Genomic DNA, 22,961 nt, shown 5'->3' with positions numbered 1-22,961 from the left:
TTTACTGAAACAAGGAATCGTCAATTTCTCATTCTGATTGCCTCGCATTCATCCAAAAGATGGATGCGAGGCAATTTGATAGATGGATATAGATTGGGTTGACAGTCGTTTCACAGTGAACTATACTGAGGCTGCAGGGTTTTTTCAAATTTCGATATGCATTTAAATACATATAGATGAAACGATGATAGTCATCGTTTGCCTCCGAGTCTGAATTTCTAAGGGCGTTGCCGATGAGATCAGACCACTGGGTACCACCGGAAACGGTGTTGCCTCCCCTTCAGAAAAGGAGAGCTGTTGCAAATGCAATGGATATAGGCGCCTTCCTTTGGGTGCTTTTTTATTGCTCAGGTTAAGATATGTCAAGTGTGGATCCATCGGAAGGAGGTATCTACTAGAGAAATCTAAACGCTGATGCTTTATAAAGAATGTTTCATAGAAGGAAGTTGAAAAATGATCACAGGCAGATTCTGGAAGCACTGAGAGATACCATGATCAATCAAGTGAAGTTTGCGATGATGTTGATTGTGAGGTGTGCCATGGGCGAACGAAGTTTTCCGCATGAGGAGTTTGTTGCAGTGACTGGAATTACTCAATATCGGGTGGTGGAAAAGTATCTGAGCAAAAGAAATGATGTTTATCGCTTGGCGTGTGAAGAGAACCATAATCAGGAAAAGAAGCATATTGTCGTGAAATACTATTCCCTGTCGACATTACATCTTCTTCCTCAGGAAGTAAAAACTTTGGAGTTCCTATATTGGCAAGGTGTTTCCGTCCCCAATCTATATCGCGCAGGAAGTAACTTGCTGGTGATGGAACATATCATCGGCCCCACGTTGCTGGAGCTTATTGAGACGGCTGAGCATGATTCCAAACACCAACAATTCAATCGATATCAGGTGAGAAAGCAACTGATTTTTGAACTGCTTCCATGGATGGAGAAAGCGTATGCGGCACTGGACGCGGTATATGGGGAGCCTGTTATTTTAGGGGAAGTGCATTTGCGTCATTTTATTGCAGGAAAACGATTGACGGGGGTGGATTTTAAGAGCTGCACAGCAGGTCGAAAAGAAGCTGATCTGGCTACTTTAATGGCGTATATCCTCCACTATAATCCAGCCTGGAGTCTCTGGAAACGTCAGTTGACCCAAGAGCTAAGAGAAGCAGCTATCCAGTTGCTGAGGCTGGATGAACGCATACTCGGTCAATACCTTGAAGAAAAAATCAGCAAATTAATTCACCGGAGGCATCACCAGCAGGAACAACTTTTTCTTGGATAACAGGTGAATGTGTATTCGAAATCTCAGAGTAAAAAATATCCTACAAATAGTTTGAATATTAATAAAAATAGACTTAACTGCCGTGGGCAGCCATTTGAAAGGAGCAATTGTGATGACGGATATGATGAATGGTAAATGCAGATGGATGACATGGTTACTGGTATTGTTGCTGCTTTTTTCACCCTTAACAACATTTGCGCTGGACAAACAGGATTATGCGGTTGAAATCAGCGGTTCAGGAGTAGCAGAGGTGCTTCAGCTTTCCATTGATGATTTAAAAGCCATGCCTGCTGAAGCCCAGATTAACGAAGCCTATGTGTATAACAGCCGGGCCGGTGAAAAAACAGCTGCGGTGAAAGGTGTCAGCCTGGCATACGTACTCACCGAGGCCGCTGGTGTGACTGCTGTGACGGGAACGGTCTCTTTCACAGCTTCAGACGGATATCCCATTGAGCCACAGCCCCTTGAAGATGTATTAGATGCAGCACTTCAGTATGTGCTGGCCTATGAGGTGGATGGTGTAATGATTGATGAAGATGACAATCCAGAAACTCAAGAAATCATTGTTTATCGTAAAGTAAAAGAAACAGGGGAATTTGGAACAGTTTTCAAGATGATTGAGCGAATTGAAGTTGACGGTGCGTTGGCTGTTTCAGAGAATGAAGAAGCTGCAGAAACTGAGGCTGCAGAAGAGACAGAAGATGAAACGCCTGAAATGGAACTTGAAGAGAGCGGCGATGAGAGTCCTGCCATCAGTTTCACAGACATTACCCCAACATTTGCCTATGCCACAACGGCCATTGAAGGACTGGTGAACCAGGGAGTTATCTCAGGTATGGGAGATGGACGCTTTGCACCTGCCGAAAGCCTGACACGGGCACAAATTGCCACTATCATGGTGAAAGCGCTGGGGCATGAACCCACAACCTACCGGGGCGGCTTTTCAGATGTGAAAGAAAGTGACTGGTTTGCTTCCCATGTACAGGCAGCTGTCGATGCGGGGATTTTCAGCGGGTATCCAGATGGCACCTTCAAACCAGACCAGGTGATCAGCCGCCAGGAGCTGGCCGTTGTTACCGGTAAAGCAGCAGTTGAAAACGGTGTGGTGGAACAGCAGCGTATGGCTAAATTTGTCATGGAAAAATCTGATTACGCGGATAAAGAGGCGGTGCCAGCCTGGGCAGCTCATCAAGTGGCCTGGTTGGAAGCTCAGGGAGTTTTTCAGGATTTTATTGGAGAGGATTTTGAGCCTGCCAGAACAGTCAATAGGGCAGAAGCAGCTACAGTGATTTTTAAAACCCTCTATTAATCAACCATTGCGAGTTATTCGAAACTACACCCGGCGATCCTATAAGATTGCCGGGTGTTAGACAATAAAAGTGAGGTGCCATCATGAATTCCATGAAAAGAAATCTTTCCAAACAACTTATTGCCTTGATCTTGACCATGGCACTGGTCCTGACCTCGCTGTTGACGGGTTTTCCTGTGGAAGTTCTTCGAGCCAACGCAGCGTCTGGATCTCTTGTCATCACCGGAACAGGGGTGGAGCGTGAGGTGACGCTAACCCAGTCTGACTGGCAAAACGTCAATCATCCTCAGATGGTGGAACGCATTTTTTCTTCCAACAACAATTTCAATTTCCATAAAATTTGGCAGGTCAAAGGGTTTGACTTGTTTTCACTGCTGGAGGAAGCTGGGTTAAAAGGTGGTGGGGCACAAAAGATTACGTTCATTGCTGCTGATGGATTTAAGCGGACCTGGACGGTTGATGAGTTAATGGCATTGTCGACTCATCCAGACATGATGCCAGGTAATGCAGTGAAAGTGGCCCCCGTGATTGGCAGTTTTCGAACAGAACTGTTGGATGTTCCGGGGAATGAACTGAAAGCACCTGTGGCCTGGTCTGAAATGAAATTGTCAATAGCAGACCTTGACCCTGAAGGGCCGCGTTTGTATCTGGGTCAGGAATCCGGAAAAGTCAGTGACATTAATCAGATGAATTTCATCCGCGACCTGAGGCGCATTGTTGTGGGTGAGGAACGGTCGGCTGCCTCAACAGGTTCGATGCCGGCTGCATCGGCAGACGCATTTGGAAACAGTCCTTACCGGCACACTTCCTATGAAGGTGCTCCTTATCATATTGATTCAATTACAGGAGCCACCATGACCATTGAAGGCCCAGGAGTGGAGTCTTACCGGGCTTTGTCTCTGCGACAAATTGAAGAAGAAATCGCCGGCATCCATCGGGATACATATCAGGAAATGATGAATGGTGTTCTTCGTTCTAATCAATATGAAGGCGTTCGGGTGGCGCATCTGTTGGATCATTTTGTAACGTTGCGAGAGAATCTTGGTAAAGTGGTTTTTAGGGATGTGAACCGGAGAATCATTGCTTCTTTCACCCTTGATGAAATTAGAGACCAACAGCGGGGAATGATGGTGGCTTATGGCATTAACGAAGTACCACTGGTTTATGAGCGGACAGATGCCGGTTACCAGGCCGTCGCAGCCAATGATAATGGATGTTTTAAACTTGTTTATCATCCGGCGCCTGGAGAAAAGCCGGTGGCTTTCACCAATGTGGCGTATCTTTATGTGGAGGAGAATACCCGACCAGGCTTTGAGCATGCAGTGCCTCCTTACAATGATCCAAAGCTGACAAATAATATATTTGCCCTGTCGGGCAGTGGGCTTGGAAAAGAAGTGAACTACACAGTGGCAGAGCTGGAATCAATGGCGGCCCTGCACCTTGAAAAGGAATACAGTTTGTCCAATAGTGAACACTATTGGTATTACAATACGTATAAAGGAATACCCCTTTGGGACCTGTTGCTGGCTTCCGGAATGGATGAAAACATTGATGAAGCCACACCGGTCACCTTTATTGCGGCGGATTATTACCAGATTCCGCCGGTGACTGTGGGTGACTTGAAGCACCATGACCGATGGGGGTACTATGAAAAGGATGCCCTGGATCAGGGCGATGGTGAGTTCGACGGAAGCAATGTGCCGGCGTTAAAGAGTGGATACCCAGTCATGGTGGCGTATGGATTCGATGGATACCCCTATGTACTGCATCCATCAGATGAAGGGCACAACTCAGGCCTTCGGAATGCTGACGGACCGTTACGCATTATTTTTGGCAAGCGAAGCTATGACCACACCAATGGATCTCATCAGGTGAAGCTTGCCAAAAGAGTGATAATCGGGGATCCTGCGGATCATACCACCCACCAGACAGCTCCATACACACAGCTGAATGAGTGGTCGTTGAGTCTGGAAGTGGTTGATGAGGAAGGTGTGAAGGTATCATCAGAAAAAATGAATCTGTCCAAAGTAGAAGAGTTGGTATATGGTGGCACTCCCAGAGAAAGGGATGCTTCACGGGTGAAAGCTTATTACGTCACTCAAGATGATGATCAGAAGGATCTGGTTTCTGATCTTTATGAAGGGATTGGGCTTGGTCAGCTGTTGTTCGAAAAAATCGGACTGCCAGGAACCATGGGGACGGTCACCTTCGAGAATGTGGTCGGCGAAACGCTGACGGTGACGCTGGCAGACATATTAAAAAAAGACTACTTTAATGAAGTCAATGGTTCCAACAACCTCCATCCGCTGCTTGCTTTTGGGAAAAATGGATATCCACTGGTTGAAACCGCTGAAAGTGATGGTTATCAAGGTGGCTCCATTCATAATCAAGGCGGTCCACTGAAGGTGATTTTTGGTCAATCGCAACAAGGGAGACCCGGGCATCATCTTGACCAGATTATCAGTATCAGGGTGCAGGTGGAGAAAGATCACTGGGCGCATCTATCCATGCCATATGACCAGTATGCAGATGAAACCATTTCTTTCACCGGGACTGGTGTCAGGCAGGCAACTGTCATCACACTGGCTGAACTGGAGCTGATGCAGCAATATATCACCATGGCAGACTACGCTATAGTTGACAGAAACAATCATCAAACCAGAGAAACATATCGGGGAATTGATCTCTACGAATATCTTCGACAGGAAGTGGGCTTGACGGCGGGAGCCAATGAGGTGACAGTGGTGGCTGCCGACGGTTATAGCCGCACTTTCTTGCTGGAAGAGATTGGTAAAAGAGACTACATCAATGAAGCCAGTGGTGCCAATGACCTGTTGGTTCTTTTGGCCTATGGCAAAAATGAAACGCCTTTGGTGCCGGATGACACTTCAGAAGGCTATGTGTCGACAGTTGATAATAGTGGCGGTCCATTGCGCCTGGTGATCGGCCAGACAGAAAAAGGTGACCAGAACAGTGGCAAAATGGTCCGCAATGTGACTGAGATCAAAGTGACTGCAGCAGCGGGTGACAGCTGGAAACACAACGTGGGCATGTACACACAGTATCTGGACATTCCTGTTCTTCGGATCACCGGTTCACAGGTGAAAGAACCCCGCACTTTTAGTTTGAGACAGCTTCAGGCTCTGGATGAGCATATCATACGTGATGTGATTTCCGGCACTGCTGAAGTGGAAGGACTGGTGCTCTGGAATCTGATCAAAGAAGTGGTGGAACTGACTGACGGTGTCAGCGTTCCCAGTGGGATTCGAGTGTACGCAGGGCCTGGCTACAATCAGCTGCAGGTGACCAATGATGTGATGAATGGCATGGTGAACAGCCGGGGAGAAAGGAAAGAAGTACTTCTTGGATACGCACTTAACGGATACCCGCTGGTACCGCATGCTCACAGTGAAGGGTATGTGCACAATAATGAATATGGACCGCTGCGGTTGTATGTGGAAGAAAATGAGTCCATGTGGACCAAGTGGGTTGACTGCATCGTGGTGGGCACAGGTGAGTATGAAGAGCCGTTGGAAAAAGATTTGCAGGCGGATGAGCTGCCCATGGCAACGAGCAATGCTTCCGCGGGATTACCTTCCATGGAACGTACCCCAGGGTACACTTGGGAAAGCCATCGAAATGATACCGGAGAGGGGCTCCCCTGGGCCAGCGTGAGGGTCATCTCCACTGATCAGCAGGGAGGTCTCTGGGTGGGAACCAATGGCGGTGGAGCAGCTTACCGTCATGCCGCTGGGGGCTGGACCCTTTTCAATCAGCAGAACAGCCCATTGCCCCACGATACTGTCTATGATATTGCCGTTGATGCCAGCGGCGGTGTATGGTTTGTTGGTGGAAGTCCTGAGTCTGGAATGGGAATTGTGGAGAAAAAAGGGGAAGAATGGCAGGTATACACCAGTGCCGATGCCTTACCCACAGGAACTGACTTTGCCCAGGCCATTGCACAGGATTCCCGGGGCGGCATGTGGTTTGGAACGGCAGCAGGACCATTATATCGTTCGGCAGGCGGTGATTGGCAGCTGATGACAGATGAATCATTGCCAGCCAGCTCAGTGACGGTACTGACCCCTGATGATCAGGGCGGATTGTGGATGGGTTTCTACCCAAAAGAGACTGAAGCGGGGTATCAGGGTGGCTATGCTTACAGAAATCGAAGCGGTGAAATAACAGTGTACTCTAATGATTCGGGCGAGTTCTCAGGCAGCTGGATTCGAGAAATTGCACCTGACCTTCAGGGTGGCGTTTGGATTTCCCGGTTCGGAAAAAACGACTATATAGACCCGCGAGGGAATCGAACCATCTATCACAGCGACCGGGAACTGCTGCCACATCTGACTGATGAAGACAGCATACGGCTCATATATCCTGACAAAAGTGGAAATGGAATTTGGATCGGAACCACTCAAAGTGGTTTGTATCATCGAAGTCTCAATGGCACCATCACGGTGAATCATTCTGAAAACATCCTTCCTTTGGCTTCTTTTGACAGTATTTGGACGGTGACAGAATCACCTGATGGCCATTTGTGGGTCGGCACCAACGGAGGGATTGTTAAAGGCGTGTTCGGATTTTCCAAGTGAAACGGCATCAGGAATCAATGAGAATGATGGTGAAGGATGCGCCGTAAACGATAGGTGCTGAGTTGATGGACCATGACAGTTGAAGGAGGTGGCGCGATTCGCTGCTTCCTTCCTGTTTGGCGTGGATGGACTGAAATTTGCCTGAAGCTGAATCCTGAAGGCAGATGAGAAAGAGGAACCAAAGGTAACAGGAAGGCGGCGAATACGGAATGACCATAGGATACACCTCTGCTCATAAGAAATGGCTTCGATTATTACTGGGTATACTGCTGCTGACTGTTTTATTTACAAATGGTTGTCGCAGTGAAAAAACCGGGGACGACAAGGCTGTAATCGAAATCAATGGGGAAGGCATTCTGGCTCCTGCAAAGGTAAGCCTGGAACAAATGAAAGGAATGGAGGCCGGATTGGTGGAAGCCGACTTCTTTTCCCTAAACTCTTACGGAACAAGGGAATACACTGCTTTCAAAGGCGTCTGGCTGTGGCATTTGCTGCAGGAAACCGTTCAACTGAAGACTGATGCCACCCAGGTGACCATTGTAGCTGAAGATGGCTATCAGGTGACGTACACATTGGAAGAGGTTCAACGGAAAGACTATCTGGACGAGCAAAATCCTGATAGCACCTATCCCATGATCATTGCCTGGGAACAGGCGGGTCAGGCCTTTGACCCGGATCAAGGAAATCCATTCCAGCTGGTGATTGGTCAACGGGAGCCAGGTGATGTGAACAAACCTTATTGGGTGAGACATATCATCACATTGGAAGTTAAGTGATGGAGAGGATTTTGAAATGAGAGACCTGCAAAGTGCTAATAGCCATAATGAACGGCTGACAACTCCCTATCATTGGGTACTGACTGGTTTACTGGTGATCCTGTTTGCCTGCTGCGCCTGTGTTCCACTGGCTGAAAAAAACGTTGAAGTAGGTGTCATCGGAGGAGTGGTGACTGCTCATGAGAAAGATAAGCTTCAGGTTCGCGCAACAGCGCCTGAAACCATCATCCACTTACCGGAAGCTGAAAAAGATGGACAAATGATGAGAATAAATCTGAAAAATGTATGGGCAGCTCATCTTCAGGTGATCCATGAACAAACAGGAGAGACAACAAGGATGACGCCTGTCGCCTTTGAAACCCTCACACCTACTTCTGTTATGATGCAGGTGCCGTTGACATCTGAACCTCAGAGCATTTATGCAGACTGGAGCCGGAACCTGCCACAGAAACCCCTGATCATGGCGGTTGTGGGCGACAATCAGGGAAACGATGATGTGCTGGCTCGGATCATTGAAGAAATCAATGAAACCGAAGCAAGCCTTCTTATCCATCTGGGCGATCTGGTGCCATCAGGACAACCGGAAGAATACAGTGCCTTTCTGGAGACCATGGAAGCCCTGACCATTCCCTGGTATGCGGTGCCTGGCAATCACGATGTCAGAGGAGATGGAATGGCATACTTTGAATCATTGATAGGTCCCCGGGAAACCGGCTTTCAATTGGGAGATTTCAAGTTTCTTCTGTTGGATACTTCTTCCCTGAACATGACAGGGGAGCAACTCAGTCGACTGGAAGCACAGTTAAACCACGTGAAAGACACCCAGCAACTCTTGTTCATGCACTGTCCGCCAGCGGATCCCCGGGGTCGCAGCCATGGCTTTCTTGATATCGGTGGAGCAGAGGCCTTCTATGAACTGATAGCTGAGCCTGAACTGAAGGTTCAGGGAGTTTTTGCCGGTCATGTGCATTTGTTCCATCATCGCAATGAAGCAGGAGTCGACCATGTGATCAGTGGTGGTGCTGGTGCCCGGCTCTATGCATCAGAAGATGAAGGTGGTTTTTATCACTATACGTTGGTCACTCTGGCAAAACCTTTGCTGGTGACACCGATTCCAGTGGAAGCGCCTCCGCGCAGCACTGATGTGGTGATCACTGGCAGCAAAGGTGATCTCATTCTGCCAGCGGATACCCTGGATGAAATGGCTGTTTTATCACGAAAGGGAAGCTTTCAGAATTTTCATGGCAATTTTCGGGGAGAAGGAACTTACCGTGGTGTTCCAGTGAAAGACCTGGTTGACTTGGTGGGGGGTATGACACTTGATGATTTCCTGCGGGTTCATTCCTGGGATGGCTATCGACAGGATTTTGCCTATGAAAATGTGTATCCTGAGTCATCGGGATGGTACGATGAACAGGGAGATATGGTGTTGGCTATCGCCTATAATCAATCAACTTTACCCGAATGGGAAGATGGCTACCGAATAGCTTTTTTACCGGATGATGGTGTGTTTGATAACGAGAATCTGCTGAAGACTTCATTGCCAGGTTTGGGAGGGCATGATTATTTATCAGCAGGCAGTGTATGGGTTCGAATGGTCAACCGCCTGGAGGTGATTCCATGGAATCAACAAGAAACAACACCTTAAAGACTGACTCAGGAAAAGCGCGCTACTGGCACAACCGTGACTTGCTGATCATTGCCATCCTCAGCGGATTGGGAGGTGTGATGAGCACCTATGTGGGCTACCTGGGAAATTTGCTAAATCGGATGCTGGGGGTTCCCTTTGGTGCAGGTCAATTTGTTGCCGGGTTGCATGTATTTTGGATTGTGCTGGCGGCAGGATTGGTGCGTAAACCAGGGGCTGCCACGATGGCCGGATTATTGAAAGGAGTCATTGAACTTCTCACAGGGAGTACTCATGGCGTAGTAATCGTCATGATCTCGTTGGTACAGGGATTTCTGGTGGAAGTGGTCCTGCTGCTGTGGCGGCGTCATTCACTGCCGGCTTATATGCTCGCCGGTGGACTGGCTGCTGCTTCCAATGTGGTGATGTTTCAGCTCCTCTACTTTTCGGGAGCGCCCATCACCTATCTCTTTTTCATCAGCACTCTGGCTTTTTTTTCTGGCGCATTGTTGGGAGGAAGCTTTGCCATGAGTGTTATGGAAATGGTTTTTCAGGCACGTCCCATTCGTATGAGTGGTGCTGCCAGCCATGATTTTCAGGCTGATCACAAACGTCAGCGGTTGAAAGGAAGGCACTGGATCACTCTGGGGCTGACCCTTGCCTTATCTGCAGGAGCACTCTACTACTTTACCTTCGTGTTCGAACTGCCGGGCAGAGGGCCAGCTCTGCGGGTGGAAGGGGCTGTGGAGAATCCGGCGACCCTGAACCTGTCACAAATGTCCGATGCAACCACCACCATTACAGCAGAGCTGATTGGTGAGATCACCCATGTGCCACCTCAGGAATACACAGGCATCCCCATATGGGTAATCCTGAAACAGGTGGAACCATTGCCTGATGCTGTTACTTTGGAAGTGATTGCTTCAGACGGCTATACAGTGACTTTCAATTTGCAGGACGTGATGGATGACCATGAAATGGTTTTGATTGAAGAATCAGACACACTAAGACTGATAGCCGGCGCTTACCCTGGCGGCCATTGGGTTAAAATGGTGAATCGTCTTGTGGTCCGATAATCGGTTGGAGAACGTCAATAGTAAGGCCAAATGCAGAGAGGGAAAAAAGAGATGACACCTGTGATTGAAATCAATCAACTTACGTTTACGTATCAAGGGGAACAGAATGCTGCATTATCACAGGTGGATCTACGTCTTTACCCTGGGGAGTTTATCACCATTACGGGACCCAGTGGGTGTGGCAAGTCCACGCTGGCCATGTGCCTCGCCGGTTTTATCCCCACTGCTTTTCCGGGAGAAATGATGGGGGAAGTACTGATTCAGGGACACGATACCCGTAAGTACCCTGAGGGAGGGCTTTCGGGAATTGTGGGACTTGTTCAGCAAGATCCCGAGGGGCAGCTCTGCACCCTCACCGTCGCTGATGAGGTGGCCTTTGGTCCCGAAAATCTGTGTGTACCGCCGGAAGAGATTCGAAGCCGAGTCATCACATCTCTCGAGGCAGTGGATGGTATGCATTTGTTTCATCGTCAGGTGCACACCTTATCAGGAGGAGAAAAACAACGTGTCGCCATTGCTTCGGTACTGGCCATGAAACCTGCTCTCCTGATTTTGGATGAACCCACCGCCAATCTGGACCCCCGTTGCACCAGGGAAGTGCTGCAAGTGCTGGCGAAACTGCAGCGGGAACAGGCCGTTTCTCTGGTGATTATTGAACACCGACTGGAACAGGTGCTGCCATGGACGGACCGATTGATCCGGATGGATCAAGGAAGGATTGCAAGTAGCATTGACAGGGCTGTAATGCTCCAGGGAGGGTTGGAGGCGGCATCTCAAACCAGCTATGTACCTGAGGCCTTCGAATCATGCGATCAAAGCAGGCACAGTAAGGCAAGTGACGAAGAAGTATCTGTGGCTGAGCAAGCCTTGCTCAGTGTGGAACATCTTCAGGCAGGGTATGAAGACCGAGTGGTTTTGTCAGATGTGAGCTTTCAACTTTCGCCAGGTGAAACCGTTGCCCTTATGGGTGACAATGGGAGTGGCAAAACCACGTTGATCCTTTCTTTACTTGGAATCATCAAACCTTCTGGAGGAAAAATCTGGTTTCAGCAGGAAGAGATGACTGGGAAAAAAGTAGCTTATCGTGCCCGGCATATGGGACTGGTTTTTCAAAATCCCCATCACCAGTTATTTGAAAACAGTGTATGGCGTGAAGCGCTGCTGCCGGCCTCCTTTCTCAGCGAGACTTCTTCTGACGCTGTTGAGGAGATAACCGGAAATCTATTGGAGGATTTCCATCTGATCCAATATCGGGAGAAGAATCCCTTTACCCTCAGTCTGGGAGAAAAAAAGAGATTGGCATTGGTGTCGGTGCTGGCCTATGGTCCATCTCTCCTTATTCTTGATGAACCATTGGTGGGCCAGGACCGAGAACGGATGCTGACTTTGATGAATGTGCTTCAGTATCATCGAAGGCAGGGTGGATCAGTACTGATGGTATGTCACGAACCGGCAGTGGTGGAAACTTTCTGCCAACGGATCCTGTTTGTGAAGGATGGAAGCATCGCTATTGATGCACCTACGGCAGAGGCCTTTCAAATGTTGAAAGCCCAAGGACACCATGAATACCTGCCAGCCTGTGGACATGTGCAGATCGGTGAAGAAGGGGGAGACTGATGAAGGCAGCCTGTTCACCAAAAAGTAAAACGAGTTCGCCGATATCGAAGGGGTTTTTTCCGGGACTGAGTTATGTGGAAGGAACTTCATCGCTGCATCGAGTTCATCCAGGTGTCAAATTGATGCTGCTGATTAGCTTTAGCATCTGTGCCATGCTGGTGACCTCTGTGGCTGGAGGAATGTTGTTATTGGTCATTCTCATCAGTGCTTATGGAGCAGCAGGATTGGGATGGGATTTCTTTATTCGCAAATTGCGGTGGATCCTGCTGTTTGGGTTAATGATGTTGCTGGCCCAGGTATTATGGGTTAGAACGGGAGTGCTTCTCTGGCATTTCCAGGGGAGTTTTTTTTCATTTGAAGTTTGGTCGGAAGGGCTTCTGGGAGGGCTGGCAATGGTATTTCGCTTTATCAATGTCATCGGATCAAGCTATTTGTTTGTTGCCATCACGAATCCCAATCAACTGGCGTACACACTGATGCAGGCTGGTCTTCCTTATCGGGCAGGCTTCATGCTGATCACAGCACTGAGATTCATCCCGCTGTTTCATCTGGAACTAAATCAAATCAAAAACGCTCAGATGGCCAAAGGAATCGATCTTGAGGGGTTATCGCCTGCCAAACTGGTGCGCAGTATTCGATACTTGTTAGTACCATTGGTGATCTCGGTACTGGGAAGAGTGGATACACTGACGGTATCCATGGAAATAAGAGCTTTTGGTTTGACGGATCACAGAGAGTATCGGGAAACGCTGTTAATGTCAAAAGCAGAGAAAAGGGGGATGGCTGTGATTCCCCTGGTTTTTGGAATCATCTGGGCGGCTTTGAGATAAGATGGTATGATGGAAGGGGTTGATGGCGTGAGGATGACTCATTGGCGCAGATGTGGCTGTTTGGCGGGCAAGACCATTTTTATGGCAGGCGTGTTGCTGTTACTGTTGCTGATGATGAGCTGCATGACCGGCTGCGGAATAGAAAAAGAGGTGGAACCGGCAGAAGAAGTAACGCGGGAGACTGCTGCTGAACAGCAAGTTTCTGAAGCGGTGGAAGAAATCCATGTGCCTGACGAGTTGGAGGCACCTGACGAAGCAGTTGAATCCAGTGATCCCAAGGATTTTCATGAGGCTGGAAAAGCAGTTGACGAAACTGACAAAATTGAAGCCACTAACAGCCACTCTGATGATAACGAATCAGAAGGGTCTAAAATCATAGTTTCTTCCGAAGATTATGAACCAGTGGAAGCTTCTGAAAAAGAGTTTCGGGAGATGACACCTCGGGTTCAAGCTGAACCGGGGGCACTTATCATTACTGGAGACGGATTGGAAAATGAGCTGGTGCTGAATCCTTCTGAATGGCAGTTGAATCACCCCTGGTGGACAGAACGCTATTATTCTTCCAATAATAATTTGGGATTCCATAAAATATGGTTGGTGAAAGGGTATGACCTGGGATCCCTTTTGAAAGAAGCTGGATTAAAAACTGATGAGGATTACTTGATCACCTTTGAATCTGCTGATGGGGTGATTTACAGCGAGAAGTGGAGCTCTCTTCAGAATCGCTACTACTTCTCAGACTTAACGACAGATACAGGCCAGCTCATTGGACCGCTCATCGGCTTCTATCGAAAAGAAGTCTTCGATGCCATTGAACCACAACCGCCAGTGCACTGGCAGACCCAAGAGCTGACAGCTTCAGATCGTGACCCTCAGTGGCCCAGGCTATACATGGGGCAGCAACAGGATCATCCCAGTGATATTAATCAGCCAATGTTTCTCAGGGAGCTGGTGCGTATTGTGGTGGGACAGGAACGAAAGGAGTGAAATCATTGAAGGATTATTATGATCCGGCCCATGAACCGGGAAGTGTCGTGGTTTCTGGAACGGCCTTAAAGCGACCAGTGGTGCTGAACCCATCTCAGTGGACACTGGCAAATCAACACTTTCAGGAAGTTTTTTTCTCATCCAACAATCATTTGGGATTTCACAAAATCTGGCGAGTGAAAGGGTATTCTCTTCTGGGGTTGCTTCAGACAGGTGATGTGACGGTCAATCCTCAACTTGCCATAACCTTCTTCGCCAGCGACGGGCTCACTTATCAATCATCGCTGGGAGCACTGACCAACCGTTATTATTACCCCGGCCTCACCCTCGCCAACGAAACCAGGGTTGACCCTGTGATTGCTCTTTATGCAGCTGCAATGTTTGATGATCAGGTACCGCAAGGGCCAGTCCAGTGGACACCGCGCCCACTGACGGAAGACGATTATGACCGACAGCGTCCAAGACTGTTCATGGGACAACGGAAGGGTGACCCCAGTGATGATAATCAACCCTGGTTTCTGGGCAATCTTGTCGAAATCGAAGTGAATTGTCAAGAATAAGGGGCTTGTCACATTTAACGTTGGAAAAATCGAACCATCATAAGTATCATGTGTGCTTTGGCAGGAGAAAAAGAGCCAACGAATAGCATTTTCACGAATGCTGAAAAAAACTACTAAAAAAATGACGCAAATGTTATAATTGAGGGAAAAATGATAATAGATTGACAATCTGATCGTTCTTTGCTATCATTTAATCAATCTTCATAGAATGACTCCGAGCTAGAAAACCTACAACACAAGTCATGGTTTTCTAGCCTGTAGGGTATTGCTGGAAACGGCAGTGCCTCCCAGTGTGGAAAGGAGGAAATGGCTGAGGCGTAGGCAGGATTTCACGTCTTTGGTTGCGGTGCCGTTTAATGGAACGGTTCAAAACTCCTTTGCACAACAAGGGAGTTTTTTGTGTGCTTTAACAGATGTTCTCTAATATGAAAAGGATGGTGATTTCCAATGACAGAACCTGTACAAAAAAATGCCGGCATACTTCATCACCAATTAACGAAATCAGCAGTATTATTGGCCTTGGCACTTATTTTTCAAATTGGGTTCATGCCATTTGCCCAACCAGTTGTAGGGCCTTTAGTCAATATGACCTTGCTGTTGGCCGTGTTGACTGTGGGTCCTTTCCACGCGGTAATGATCGGCTGTATAACCCCGGTAATGGCATTTATGCTTGGCATTATGCCAATGCCTTTGCTGGTACCTGTTGTGGTGCTGGGGAATGCGGCGTTTATCACTGTTTTTTATGGGGCTGCAATCAAGATGAAACGAATCAATCAAATGATGGCGCTGGTGGCAGCAGCGTTGTTTAAATACGCCATCATGGCGTCTTCTATTCGTTTGATTGCTGCTCAGTTTATGCCTGGAATGCCGGACAGGCTGATTCATGCTTTTTCTCTGCCTCAGTTTTATACTGCAATGCTGGGAGGAATGCTGGCACTTTTGATAGGTCGATATTTGCCGAAGGAGTACACTTCTGCTGATTGATAGAAGAACAATTGGTATCAATAATGAGATGAATAAATGTGGAAAAAAGAGAGTGGTTTTAAATTAAATTGTTAATTAATTAACTATTTCTGCCTGGGATGGGGAGGCATAATCATGAAAATTGCTGCCGCAGCACATGGTTGCGACACAAAGGCTGTCATCGGAAAGCGTCTGCAGACCGAGGATACACTTTTTATTCTTGAACTGGATGACGATACCGGTGAGTTGATGACAGCTGATCCGATGCCGAAAACAGCATCTATACTGGAACTGGCATTGCTGATTGTTGAAAATGACTGTGAAGCTGTGATCTCTGGAATCATTGAAAAAGAAGGATTTGATATTCTGGCAAAAGAGCAGGTTACCCGTTATAAAGGGACAGGTCTGACTGTTTTGGAGGCAGTTGAAAAAATGGCTGGCCGGCAGCTGGAACTCTTCACCCATGCAGAGGGTGAATCTCACAGCCATGAACATGGAGCTCTCTATGGTCAAAGTGAAATAAGAAACAGCAAAGGTAAGAGAGAAGAGGGTTGACAGCGATTGAATGGATACTCTGAAAGGGGTCGATACAAGACACAGATAAGATGGAAGGTCATATGTTCCACACAAAAAGGAGGCTGGTGCAAAATGGCAGAAGAAATGAAAAAAATGTGTCGAAAAGTGCTTCATGTCAATGGGAATGAAATCAGTTTAGTCGTTGATTCTGAAGATCTTCTCTCCAATGTCATCCGAAAGCAGCTTGGACTAACGGGTACAAAAGTAGGATGTAAAGCCGGACAGTGCGGTATTTGTTCAGTGATTCTTAACGGTAAAGTGGTGCGATCCTGTGTTGTTAAAATGAAAAAAGTGGAAAACGGTTCCATCATTACCACCATCGAAGGCGTTGGAAACAAAGATCACATGCATCCATTGCAGGTGGCCTTTGCCAAACATGGTTCTGCTCAATGCGGTTTCTGTACTCCTGGATTTATTGTTTCGGCCAAAGGGCTGCTGGAAGAGAACCAGTCACCAACAAGGCAGGAAGTAAGAGAATGGTTCCAGAAGCACAGAAATGTGTGTCGGTGCACAGGCTATAAGCCCATTGTTGATGCAGTCATGGATGCAGCCAAAGTGATCCGTGGTGAAATGGATGTGGAAGCCCTGCTTTACCAACACAAAGCAGGCGACTCGATTTTAGGCTCATGGATCCCCCGGCCTTCAGCACTGGCAAAAGTCAGCGGAACGTACGATTATGGTGCAGATCTGGGACTTAAAATGCCCCCAGAGACACTGCATCTTGAACTGGTACAGGCAAAAGTGTCACACGCCCTTATCAAGAGCATTGATACCAGCGAAGCTGAGAAAATGCCAGGGGTGGAAGCTGTTTTAACACATAAGGATGTTCAAGGGACCAATCGAATCAATGGCATGGCGCTGTTCCCATGGAACAAAGGCGATGGCTTTGACAGACCAATTCTGTGTGACGAAAAAGTGTTCCAGTTTGGAGATGCACTGGCCATTGTCTGTGCCGACACACCTGAACATGCAAAAGCGGCTGCGGAAAAAGTCGTGGTGGAGCTGGAAGAGTTACCAGCCTATATGAATGCGCCTGAGGCAATGGCAGATGATGCCATTGAAATTCACCCCGGTACACCCAATGTGTATTTCGAACAGCCAACCATCAAGGGTGAAGAGACGAAGCCAATCTTTGAAAAAGCAGCACATGTTGCCGAAGCCAGCTATTATACCACCAGGCAGCCTCACCTGATTTTAGAACCCGATGTGGGATTTGGTTATTATGATGAAGAGGGCAGACTGACCATCCATTCCAAAAGCATTTGCCTGTATGTACACATTGAAATGATTCGGGAAGCATTGGGAATCGAAGCAGAAAATATCAGACTGATTCAAAACAATATGGGAGCCACCTTTGGTTATAAGCTGAGTCCAACCAATGAAGCATTGTTGGGTGTTGCCGTCATGGCAACGGGAAAACCGTGCTATCTTGAATTTGATATGTTCCAGACCATTACCTATACGGGCAAACGTTCTTCATCTTATACAGATATTCGTATGGCAGCTGATGAAGAAGGCATGCTGACAGGAATGGAATACGATATCATTTTTGATCACGGAGCCTACTCTGAATGGGGCGACTGCCTGGCATTCAAAGGCAATATGTTTGTGGGTGCCGGTTATGATATCAAAAATATTCGGGGCAAATCATCGGCTGTGTGCACCAATCATGCCTATGGAACAGCATTCAGATCATACGGATCGCCACAGGCCCTTTTTGCCAGTGAATGTCTGGTGGATGAGTTGGCAGCGAAGATGGGAATGGATCCTTTTGAAATGCGCTATAAGAACGTTTATCGACCAGGGGCCACCACACCGGTGGGTGCCACGCCAGAGGTGTTCACCTGGCCGGAGATGTTTGATTATCTGAGACCGCATTATGAGAAAGCAGTTAAAGAGGCGAAAGCCAAGTCAGCAGAAACGAAAAAATATGGTGTGGGATTATCACTGGCAAACTATTGTGTAGGCGGTGACTTTGCAGACTTTTCAGAAGCCTGGGCCGAGCTTTTGCCAGCCGGAGGGGTAGCCATTTACAATTGCTGGCAAGACCATGGACAGGGATCAGACATGGGTACATTGGCGATTGCTCATGAATCATTAAGACCTTTGGGGATTCCGCTGGAAAAAATACAGCTGGTGATGAATGATACAGCCATTTGCCCTGACGGTGGTGTTTCTGCAGGCAGTCGTGGACAGGTATTCTTCGGAAATGCCATCAAACACGCCTGTGAAAAGTTGATTGAAGCGATGAAAAAAGAAGATGGCACTTTCCGATCTTATGAAGAAATGGCCAACGAAGGGCTTGATCTGAGGTATGTGGGCAACTTTGCTTCAGGTGCATACTGTGCGATGATTGACAAGGATACGGGCCAGGGAACACCAATGATGCAGTACATGTATGGCATTGTCATGTCAGAGGTTGAAGTGGATGTGACCACAGGTAAAACAACCGTGAACAAAATGACATTGGTGACTGACTGTGGGACGATCATCAATAAGACGGTGGTGGATGGACAGATGTATGGCGGTTTGGTTCAAGGCATTGGGCTGGCGCTCTCAGAAGATTTTGAGGACTTGTCCCGGCACACGAATCTGGCCCGCTGCGGCATACCCACCATCATGGATGCGCCGGATGAAATGGAAGTGGTGTATTTTGAAACACCCAGAGAGCATGGCCCCTTTGGAGCATCCGGTGTTGGTGAGCTGCCATTGAGTTCTCCCCATGCCTCCATTATCAATGCCATTTATCAGGCATGCGGGGCCCGTATTCGGGAACTTCCAGCGTTGCCGGAAAAAGTATTGGCTGCCCTTCAGGAAATTGAATAATCATCTCAGATGTTCCTGGTATTGCTGAAGACCTGATGGGAGGAAACGAGCAGGGGAAATGTCAGCGTATGATTCCCCTGCCTTTACATCATGGCGGATAGTGAAATGAAAGGGCTGTGTGAACTGCCTTTCAGCTTTTAAGGAGTGACGTTGCATGAAGCGCACGGAAATCAGGGCTTATGAAGATCGATGTACCCAGAGTGATCCACCTGCCTGTGAGTCCCGTTGTCCTGTTCACGTGGATGTAAAACAGATGATGTTACATATGCAAAAAGGCGAGCTGGAAGAAGCACTGCGGGTTTATCAGAAGAAGATCCCCTTTCCACGCATCATCAGCAGCGTGTGTGATCAGCCATGTCAGGATGTCTGCATGAGAAAAGAAATGGGAGGTTCCCTGCAGATCAGAGAAATCGAAAAAACCTGTACGACGTTGGGAATCATCGCAACCAAAAAAATCAGGATTTTCAAAAAAACCGATCATCGAGTGGCGGTGATTGGCGCAGGACTCAGCGGATTAACAGCAGCCTTGCTTCTGTATGAAAAAGGGCATGTGGTGCACGTATATGAAAAAAAGGCTGAAATAGGGGGGCAAATCAGGGGTTTTTCTTCTGAAAGGTTACCCAAACAACTGATTGATGAAGACTTTGACTTTTTAAAAAGTACTGGAATCCAGTTTTTTATGGGCTGTGAAATAGGACGCGACAAGCCGTTTGACACAATCATTGATGCATATGATGCTGTCTTTCTTGGAATGGGAACAATGCAAGCGGGGATGGTTGCTACAGGGAAGACTCAGTCTTTGGAAATTGATCTGCAGACTTTGTCCACAGAAGTCAGCGGTGTTTTTGCGGGAGGAAGCATGACCCGGAACCAGGCTGATTACTCACCCATTACATCCATTGCGGAAGGTCGAAGTGCGGCGATATCCATTGATCGATTTGTGAAGAAAGTTTCACTGACAGAGGGCCGCCATCATGAGGGAGCCTACAAAACCCGCTTATATACAAATATCCAGTCTGTTGAACATTGGGCACCAGTGCCTCCTGTCGATGAGGGCGGGGGATATTCAGCAGATGAGGCAGCAGCAGAAGCGGCGCGCTGTATTCAATGTGAATGCATGGAATGCGTGAAAAGCTGCAAATTTCTGCAATCCTACGGGAGTTACCCCAAAAAATACGTGCGTGAAATTGCCAACAACGTGAATATCATGATGGGTATTCGACAGACAAAACATATGGTGAACTCCTGCACGTATTGTGGGCTTTGTGAAGAACGATGCCCCAACGCATTGAATATGGGAGAGGTATGTGCCACTGCTAAAGAGGAACTTGTTGCGAAAAATGCCATGCCAGAAGCCATTCATGATTTCCCCATTCGTGACATGCAGTTCAGCAACAGTGACTATTTCCAGCTTTTCAGACATCAGCCGGGAATGAAGAGCAGTCAGTATATGTTTTATCCGGGATGTCAAATAGCAGCGCTTGCGCCTGAGCACGTGATGAAGGCCTATGAGTACCTGACAACTCATCTGGCAGGAGGTGTGGGTTTGTATTTAGGCTGCTGTGGTGCGCCGGCCGCATGGGCAGGAAGAGACCCATTATTCAAAAATACACTTGAAATTTTCACAAAAACCTGGGAAGAAGCTGGAAAACCTCTCATCATAACAGCTTGCTCCACCTGTCATAAAATCTTTAAAGAAGCACTGTCAGATCATGTGGTGCAATCCATTTGGGAGATTTACTGCCAGAGGGGACTTCCTTTTCAAGGGACGCCTGCCGGACATCATCGTAAAATCTCAATCCATGACGCCTGTACTGCAAAAAACGAACCACGGGTTCATCAGGCAGTGCGTCACATCCTTATTTCCAAAGGGTTTGAGATTCAAGAGCTTCCATTCAGTGGAGAAAAGTCCAAATGCTGCGGCTATGGAGGACTGGTTTCCTTCGCCAACAGACAGCTGGCACAGGAAATGGTAGCTGACCGGATTGGAGAAAGTCAGCAAGATTACATTGTTTACTGTCAAATGTGCCATGATTATTTTTCGAAACAGGGCAAAACCTGTTGGCACATTTTTGACCTGATCCACCGGGATCTTTCTCAGGAGGATTGGCGTGGTGAAAGTAATCAGCTCACCTTCAGTCAGCGTCATGAAAATCGGATTAAACTGAAGCAGCGACTGCTGAAAGAAGTTTGGAGGGATGATATGGATCGTCAGCCAGAGGACCATGAAAGCATTGTAGTACGTTTCTCCCCGAAGATGGAACAAGTCATGAATGATCGCCTGATCCTGCTTTCAGATATTCAGCAGGTGATTTATCACGCAGAGACCACTAACAATAAAATCTATCATCCCAATAACAATCATTATACTGCGAAGCTCAGGCCCGGAATCATTACCTATTGGGTGGAATACAGCATTGAAGAAACCAGCTTCCTGGTTCATAAAGCCTATAGTCACAGGCTTGAAATCAACCGGCAGGTGAAAGAGAATGAACATCGGAAATACAGCCTGTAACAACTTCTATTTTCCCTGGTTTCTCGTGTGGACGGACAGGAGGTTACCATGAAAGAAGAACTGAAAAACGAAGATGGTCTCACCTGTGTCAAATGTCATGTGTTGTTGGAGCCCCGTAAGGTGCACATTACTTATATGAAAAGCACTTTCCCGGCGGTATTACTGGCGTGTCCCAGATGCCAGGAAGTCTATGTCCCGGAGGATCTTGCCATGGGGAAGATGCTGGAAGTGGAAAAAACCCTGGAAGACAAGTAAGGAGAGGCAAGGAAGATGGAGATCATGGGCAGAGAAGAAAAGATTAAACTGTATGAAAACCCACTTTTTGAGGAGCTCACTGACGGCTCCATCAGACCCGGTGGGTTTCAGCTGACAATGAAAGCATTGGAGTATGGCGATTTCTATTCTAAAAGCAAGCTGTTGGACTTGGGTTGCGGTATGGGAGCCACCGTTGATTTCATCCAGCAACACTATGATTATACTTGTGCCGGGTTAGATGCTTCTCCGCTTCTTGTTGAAAAGGGGAAAAAAAAGTACGGGTCATTAAACCTGATAGAAGGAAAGGCTGAAGCGCTTCCATTTCCCACGGCTTCATTTGATGGCGTTCTCATGGAGTGCAGCTTTTCTCTCATGGAATCAAAAGAAAAAGTTTTGCAGGAAGTTCATCGCACGTTGAAGCCACAAGGCTGTTTGATGTTAACAGACATGTACCAGCGACAACAGGAGTTAATGGCTGTTGACGGCAATGCCGGCATCGAAAGCTGCTTAATGAGTCCGATGAGGCTGAAGGACCTTGATCACATGTTGCAAAATAATGGTTTTAATGTGGAACTTATGGAAGATGAGACCCACCACCTTCATTCAATGGTGGCCTCAATGATCATGAATTTTGGATCAGCCGCTGATTTTTGGAAGATGATCACTCATCAGCCAGTGGATGATAGGTGGACGCCATGCAACAGCAAGGTGAAAATGGGTTATTTTCTGTGTGTTGCCCGTAAAAGGAACTGAGGATTCACAGGGGGAATTCTGATGATGGATTACCTGGAAAAGCTAATGGATTATCGACTAAAGGGTTACTGCTGTTCACAAATGCTGCTGCAACTGGGTTTGGACGATCAGAAAAAAGAGAACAAGGACCTTATCAATGCAATGAAAGGACTCTGTGGCGGGTTATGTTCAGGCAAACTGTGTGGCGCACTAAGCGGCGGCGCCTGTCTGCTTTCTTATTATGACCCGGAAAAAGGAGCGCTGGAACTGGTGCCTCAGCTGGTAGGCTGGTTTGAGGAAACTTTTGAAAGTTGCGATTGTGCCACTTTGCTGAAAGGAAACGAAGGGAGACAGGGAGAAGTGTGTGAGAATCTGGTGGTGATGACCTATGAAAAAGTCAGGGCATTACTGGAGGAAAACGCATAGAGAGGAAG

Annotated in this window: 17 protein-coding genes and 2 riboswitches; all 17 genes read left to right on the top strand. The window is 47.5% G+C overall.

Going from position 1 to position 22,961, the window contains the following annotated elements; translation table 11 throughout:
* The first annotated feature begins 190 nt into the window (after positions 1-190).
* Positions 191-309, top strand: a riboswitch (molybdenum cofactor riboswitch).
* Between the two features lie 230 nt (positions 310-539).
* On the top strand, positions 540-1,280 hold the full coding sequence (locus tag QOL74_RS01630) for a phosphotransferase family protein (RefSeq protein ID WP_283407680.1): 741 nt from the start codon (positions 540-542) through the stop codon (positions 1,278-1,280).
* Positions 1,281-1,392: 112 nt separating this feature from the next.
* Positions 1,393-2,589: an S-layer homology domain-containing protein gene (locus QOL74_RS01625; protein WP_283407679.1), complete on the top strand. Its 1,197-nt coding sequence runs from the start codon at positions 1,393-1,395 to the stop codon at positions 2,587-2,589.
* Between the two features lie 83 nt (positions 2,590-2,672).
* Positions 2,673-7,187 carry a two-component regulator propeller domain-containing protein gene (locus QOL74_RS01620; RefSeq protein ID WP_283407678.1) on the top strand — a complete coding sequence of 1,505 codons (4,515 nt, stop codon included), beginning with the start codon at positions 2,673-2,675 and terminating at the stop codon, positions 7,185-7,187.
* A 209-nt stretch (positions 7,188-7,396) separates the two neighbouring features.
* Positions 7,397-7,963, top strand: coding sequence for a molybdopterin-dependent oxidoreductase (locus tag QOL74_RS01615; protein ID WP_283407677.1), 567 nt, complete (start codon positions 7,397-7,399; stop codon positions 7,961-7,963).
* Positions 7,964-7,979: 16 nt separating this feature from the next.
* Positions 7,980-9,611, top strand: a complete 1,632-nt coding sequence (locus QOL74_RS01610; protein ID WP_283407676.1) for a metallophosphoesterase family protein — start codon at positions 7,980-7,982, stop codon at positions 9,609-9,611.
* The gene (locus tag QOL74_RS01605; RefSeq protein ID WP_283407675.1) at positions 9,584-10,666 is read left to right on the top strand and encodes an ECF transporter S component; all 1,083 of its coding nucleotides are present in this window, start codon (positions 9,584-9,586) and stop codon (positions 10,664-10,666) included. Before QOL74_RS01610 ends, QOL74_RS01605 begins: the two co-directional genes overlap by 28 nt.
* 51 nt (positions 10,667-10,717) lie before the next feature.
* Positions 10,718-12,283 (top strand): ABC transporter ATP-binding protein, encoded by a 1,566-nt coding sequence (locus QOL74_RS01600; protein WP_283407674.1) that lies wholly within the window; start codon positions 10,718-10,720, stop codon positions 12,281-12,283.
* On the top strand, positions 12,283-13,113 hold the full coding sequence (locus QOL74_RS01595) for an energy-coupling factor transporter transmembrane component T family protein (RefSeq protein ID WP_283407673.1): 831 nt from the start codon (positions 12,283-12,285) through the stop codon (positions 13,111-13,113). The genes QOL74_RS01600 and QOL74_RS01595 overlap by 1 nt, the downstream gene beginning before the upstream one ends.
* Before the next feature lie 27 nt (positions 13,114-13,140).
* Positions 13,141-14,100 carry a hypothetical protein gene (locus tag QOL74_RS01590; RefSeq protein WP_283407672.1) on the top strand — a complete coding sequence of 320 codons (960 nt, stop codon included), beginning with the start codon at positions 13,141-13,143 and terminating at the stop codon, positions 14,098-14,100.
* Between the two features lie 5 nt (positions 14,101-14,105).
* The gene (locus tag QOL74_RS01585; RefSeq protein WP_283407671.1) at positions 14,106-14,660 is read left to right on the top strand and encodes a hypothetical protein; all 555 of its coding nucleotides are present in this window, start codon (positions 14,106-14,108) and stop codon (positions 14,658-14,660) included.
* Between the two features lie 200 nt (positions 14,661-14,860).
* Positions 14,861-14,979: riboswitch (molybdenum cofactor riboswitch) on the top strand.
* A 128-nt stretch (positions 14,980-15,107) separates the two neighbouring features.
* Positions 15,108-15,644 (top strand): ECF transporter S component, encoded by a 537-nt coding sequence (locus QOL74_RS01580; protein ID WP_283407670.1) that lies wholly within the window; start codon positions 15,108-15,110, stop codon positions 15,642-15,644.
* A gap of 114 nt (positions 15,645-15,758) precedes the next feature.
* The gene (locus QOL74_RS01575) at positions 15,759-16,178 is read left to right on the top strand and encodes a NifB/NifX family molybdenum-iron cluster-binding protein (RefSeq protein WP_283407669.1); all 420 of its coding nucleotides are present in this window, start codon (positions 15,759-15,761) and stop codon (positions 16,176-16,178) included.
* A gap of 114 nt (positions 16,179-16,292) precedes the next feature.
* Positions 16,293-19,025: a molybdopterin-dependent aldehyde oxidoreductase gene (locus QOL74_RS01570; RefSeq protein WP_283407914.1), complete on the top strand. Its 2,733-nt coding sequence runs from the start codon at positions 16,293-16,295 to the stop codon at positions 19,023-19,025.
* Between the two features lie 154 nt (positions 19,026-19,179).
* On the top strand, positions 19,180-21,540 hold the full coding sequence (locus QOL74_RS01565) for a pyridine nucleotide-disulfide oxidoreductase/dicluster-binding protein (RefSeq protein ID WP_283407668.1): 2,361 nt from the start codon (positions 19,180-19,182) through the stop codon (positions 21,538-21,540).
* A gap of 48 nt (positions 21,541-21,588) precedes the next feature.
* Positions 21,589-21,795, top strand: a complete 207-nt coding sequence (locus tag QOL74_RS01560) for a DVU_1557 family redox protein (RefSeq protein WP_283407667.1) — start codon at positions 21,589-21,591, stop codon at positions 21,793-21,795.
* A gap of 15 nt (positions 21,796-21,810) precedes the next feature.
* The gene (gene trsM / locus QOL74_RS01555) at positions 21,811-22,548 is read left to right on the top strand and encodes a DVU_1556 family methyltransferase (protein ID WP_283407666.1); all 738 of its coding nucleotides are present in this window, start codon (positions 21,811-21,813) and stop codon (positions 22,546-22,548) included.
* Positions 22,549-22,569: 21 nt separating this feature from the next.
* Positions 22,570-22,953 (top strand): DVU_1555 family C-GCAxxG-C-C protein, encoded by a 384-nt coding sequence (locus QOL74_RS01550; RefSeq protein ID WP_283407665.1) that lies wholly within the window; start codon positions 22,570-22,572, stop codon positions 22,951-22,953.
* Positions 22,954-22,961 lie beyond the last annotated feature (8 nt).

Origin of the sequence: Anoxynatronum buryatiense, from assembly GCF_900182905.1 — a bacterium.
In the GTDB taxonomy this organism is placed as follows: Bacteria; Bacillota; Clostridia; order Peptostreptococcales; family Tindalliaceae; genus Anoxynatronum; species Anoxynatronum buryatiense.
This window is presented reverse-complemented; position numbering and strand designations above follow the sequence as displayed.

Bases quoted from the DNA above. Each gene is read 5' to 3' on its own strand.
- QOL74_RS01550 (WP_283407665.1), top strand. From the start codon at position 22,570: ATGATGGATTACCTGGAAAAGCTAATGGATTATCGACTAAAGGGTTAC.
- QOL74_RS01595 (WP_283407673.1), top strand. From the start codon at position 12,283: ATGAAGGCAGCCTGTTCACCAAAAAGTAAAACGAGTTCGCCGATATCG.
- QOL74_RS01560 (WP_283407667.1), top strand. From the start codon at position 21,589: ATGAAAGAAGAACTGAAAAACGAAGATGGTCTCACCTGTGTCAAATGT.
- trsM (WP_283407666.1), top strand. From the start codon at position 21,811: ATGGAGATCATGGGCAGAGAAGAAAAGATTAAACTGTATGAAAACCCA.
- QOL74_RS01565 (WP_283407668.1), top strand. From the start codon at position 19,180: ATGAAGCGCACGGAAATCAGGGCTTATGAAGATCGATGTACCCAGAGT.
- QOL74_RS01620 (WP_283407678.1), top strand. From the start codon at position 2,673: ATGAATTCCATGAAAAGAAATCTTTCCAAACAACTTATTGCCTTGATC.
- QOL74_RS01630 (WP_283407680.1), top strand. From the start codon at position 540: ATGGGCGAACGAAGTTTTCCGCATGAGGAGTTTGTTGCAGTGACTGGA.
- QOL74_RS01610 (WP_283407676.1), top strand. From the start codon at position 7,980: ATGAGAGACCTGCAAAGTGCTAATAGCCATAATGAACGGCTGACAACT.
- QOL74_RS01575 (WP_283407669.1), top strand. From the start codon at position 15,759: ATGAAAATTGCTGCCGCAGCACATGGTTGCGACACAAAGGCTGTCATC.
- QOL74_RS01600 (WP_283407674.1), top strand. From the start codon at position 10,718: ATGACACCTGTGATTGAAATCAATCAACTTACGTTTACGTATCAAGGG.
- QOL74_RS01580 (WP_283407670.1), top strand. From the start codon at position 15,108: ATGACAGAACCTGTACAAAAAAATGCCGGCATACTTCATCACCAATTA.
- QOL74_RS01570 (WP_283407914.1), top strand. From the start codon at position 16,293: ATGTGTCGAAAAGTGCTTCATGTCAATGGGAATGAAATCAGTTTAGTC.
- QOL74_RS01605 (WP_283407675.1), top strand. From the start codon at position 9,584: ATGGAATCAACAAGAAACAACACCTTAAAGACTGACTCAGGAAAAGCG.
- QOL74_RS01625 (WP_283407679.1), top strand. From the start codon at position 1,393: ATGACGGATATGATGAATGGTAAATGCAGATGGATGACATGGTTACTG.
- QOL74_RS01615 (WP_283407677.1), top strand. From the start codon at position 7,397: ATGACCATAGGATACACCTCTGCTCATAAGAAATGGCTTCGATTATTA.